The organism is Actinokineospora sp. (genome assembly GCF_050699995.1).
Lineage (GTDB): Bacteria > Actinomycetota > Actinomycetes > Mycobacteriales > Pseudonocardiaceae > Actinokineospora.
Window position 1 is genome coordinate 1 of record NZ_JBOHGC010000272.1, and the last position, 2,923, is coordinate 2,923.

Genomic DNA, 2,923 nt, shown 5'->3' on the forward strand with positions numbered 1-2,923 from the left:
GCCGTGCCGGGCGCCCTTCACCGTCCTACCTCAGCTCAAGCGCTCCAGGACCATGGCCATGCCCTGGCCGCCGCCGACGCACATCGTCTCCAGGCCGAACTGCTTGTCGTGCCACTGCAGGGAGTTGATCAGCGTGGTGGCGATGCGGGCGCCGGTCATGCCGAACGGGTGGCCGATCGCGATGGCGCCGCCGTTGACGTTGAGCTTGTCCTCCGGGATGCCGAGGTCGCGGGCCGAGGGGAGGACCTGCGCGGCGAACGCCTCGTTGATCTCGAACAGGTCGATGTCGTTCACCGTCAGACCGGCCAGCGCCAGCGCGCGCTTGGAGGCCTCGACCGGGCCCAGGCCCATGATCTCCGGGGACAGGCCGGACACGCCGGTCGACACGATCCGTGCGAGCGGGGTCAGGCCCAGCTGCTTCGCCTTCGTGTCGGACATGATCACCAGGGCGGCGGCGCCGTCGTTGAGCGCGCAGCAGTTGCCCGCGGTGACCCGGCCGTCGGGGCGGAAGACCGGCTTGAGGGTCGCGGTCTTCTCGTAGGTGATGCCCGGGCGGGGGCCGTCGTCGGTGTCGACCACGCGGCCGTCGGGCAGGGTGACCGGAGTGATCTCGCGGGCCCAGAAGCCCTCCTTGATCGCCGTCTCGGCCAGGTTCTGCGACCGCACGCCGAAGTGGTCCATGTCCTCACGGGTGACGCCCTTGAGCAGGGCGAGGTTCTCCGCGGTCTGGCCCATCGCGATGTAGGCATCCGGGACGATGCCGTCCGCACGCGGGTCGTGCCACTCGGTCGCGCCGTTCTCCGCGACGGTCTTCGTGCGGTCGACGGCCTCGTCGAAGATCGGGTTGCGGGTGTCGGGCCACGAGTCGGAGCTGCCCCTCACGAACCGCGACACCATCTCCACGCCCGCGGAGATGAACACGTCGCCCTCGCCCGCCTTGATGGCGTGCAGCGCCATCCGCGTGGTCTGCAGCGACGACGCGCAGTAGCGGGTGACGGTGCAGCCGGGCAGATGGTCGTAGCCGAGCAGGACCGAGACGATGCGGCCCAGGTTGTTGCCCTGCTCGCCGCCGGGCAGGCCGCAGCCGAGCATCAGGTCGTCGATCTCGGTCGGGTCGAGCGCGGGGACCTTGTCCAGGGCGGCCCGCACCATCTGCGCGGTGAGGTCGTCGGGGCGGATGTCGACCAGCGACCCCTTCCCGGCGCGGCCGATGGGGGATCGGACCGCTGAGACGATGACTGCCTCTGGCATGGCGGGACTCCTTCGCGATAGCCGGTTCCACACCGGAGGTTACCCCTGGGTAACCACGGTGCCGGGCCGAGGCGCGAGGCGGAGCGCCCGCGCTCAGCCGCTTATCGCGAACTTTTCCACACACCGCCCGCCGCGCACAGCGGGGCGAGCATCACTCCCGCGGCCAGCGCGTAGCCGTCACCGTTGGGGTGGAAGCGATCCGGGCTGAAAAACTCGTCGGGCCGGTCGCGAAACCATGGCCCCACGATCGCCGCCAGCGGCACCGACGTCGCCTCGGTGCGGCTGAGCTCGCGGGTCTGCGCGCGGGCCAGCGCCCGGCTCCAGTGCTGGGCCAGCGAGCGCAGCGGCTGCGGGATCGGGCGGATCGTGCCCAGGTCGGGGCAGGTGCCCACGACGACCCCGGTGCCCGCGTCGGTCAGCCTGCGCACCTGCTCGGCGAGCAGCGCGGCCGACGTCCCGATCCGCATCCGGGCGGTCACGTCGTTGCCGCCGATCATCACCACGGCCACGTCGGGCGGGTCGAGGAGCGCGGCGTCGATCTGCGCGATGAGCCCGGTGGTCCGCGACCCGCTCACCGCGTGTGTGACGAGCCGCACCGGCCTTCCCGACTCCTCGGCGAGCGCCCGGGCGAGGACCACCCCCGGTAGCCGCGCGGGTGACTCGGCCCCGAGGCCCGCCGCGCTGGAGTCGCCGAACATGGCGAAAGTCAGCACGTCGGTCGTGGACAGCGCCACCGGGCCGGTCCCATCCGGGCGGTACACGCCATCGGCGTTGAACGGCAGGTCGCGCGGCACGCCGATGATCGTCCTCGCCTGCCGGGACTGGGTGTTGAGCAGCGTGTAGGCCACCCCGGAGAGCCCGCCGACCGATCCGGCCGTCATCGCGGCCACGCGCAAAGTCCGAAGTCCCACCATCGCTGCCTCCTCCCGGTCCCTAGAAGACGTATCGCATAACCCGGAGGTTCCTTACGCAACAGGAGACCGCAACCTCGCGGACACATGCACGCGGGCGGATAGGCTGGCGCACGTAGTTTGAGTGAGACCGTTCACGAAACGTGTGTAACCGTGTCGTGTGCCGTCACCTTGCGGTGCGGCGTTGACCTCGGGGGTCTTCCCGTGGCGGTACCCGGTGCCCGCGTGGTGCGGGTCTTACGTGGGTTTCCATCGGGCTCGTTTCGTGTCGCCCCGCAACTCGGGGAGGACATGCCACCCGCGACCTCGTCCACAAGTTGCGCGAGGTTGCGGGCTGCGTTGAGATCGCGATCCAAAGCAAAATCGCACTGGTCGCAGTGGAACGTCCGGTCGGACAGGCGCAGTTTGGCTTTCACTGCGCCACACTCCGAGCAGGTCTTCGACGACGGGTACCAGCGGTCCGCCAGATGCACCCGGCCACCGACCCAACCAGCCTTGTAGGTGATCTGCCGTCTCAGTTCACCCATCCCGACCCCGGCGATGTGCCGGGCGAGCCGTCGGTTGCGAAGTATCCCGGCCACGTTGAGGTCTTCGAGCACGATTGTGCCGTGGGTGCCGACCAGGCGGGTGGACAACTGGTGCAGCCCGTCACGCCGGGCGTTGGCCACCGCCGTGTGCAGGCGGCGGATGCGGGCCTGGGTCTTGCGCCACCGGCCCGAGGGGACCTGCCGGGTGCGCCGGTCCGGGCCGGTGCGGCGGGC

Annotated in this window: 3 protein-coding genes; all 3 read right to left on the bottom strand. The window is 70.5% G+C overall.

Annotated features, from left to right (window positions below):
* Positions 1-30: 30 nt before the first annotated feature.
* Positions 31-1,251, bottom strand: a complete 1,221-nt coding sequence (locus ACRDSQ_RS13980) for an acetyl-CoA C-acetyltransferase (protein ID WP_431421487.1) — start codon at positions 1,249-1,251, stop codon at positions 31-33.
* 101 nt (positions 1,252-1,352) lie between these two features.
* Complete coding sequence (locus tag ACRDSQ_RS13985) at positions 1,353-2,165, bottom strand: SGNH/GDSL hydrolase family protein (protein ID WP_431421488.1); 813 nt, start codon at positions 2,163-2,165, stop codon at positions 1,353-1,355.
* Between the two features lie 131 nt (positions 2,166-2,296).
* Positions 2,297-2,923: RNA-guided endonuclease TnpB family protein (locus ACRDSQ_RS13990; protein WP_431421490.1), on the bottom strand; the 627-nt coding region annotated here is incomplete at its 5' end.

Excerpts from the sequence above, each read along its gene's own strand:
- ACRDSQ_RS13980 (WP_431421487.1), bottom strand. The coding sequence starts at position 1,251 with ATGCCAGAGGCAGTCATCGTCTCAGCGGTCCGATCCCCCATCGGCCGC.
- ACRDSQ_RS13985 (WP_431421488.1), bottom strand. The coding sequence starts at position 2,165 with ATGGTGGGACTTCGGACTTTGCGCGTGGCCGCGATGACGGCCGGATCG.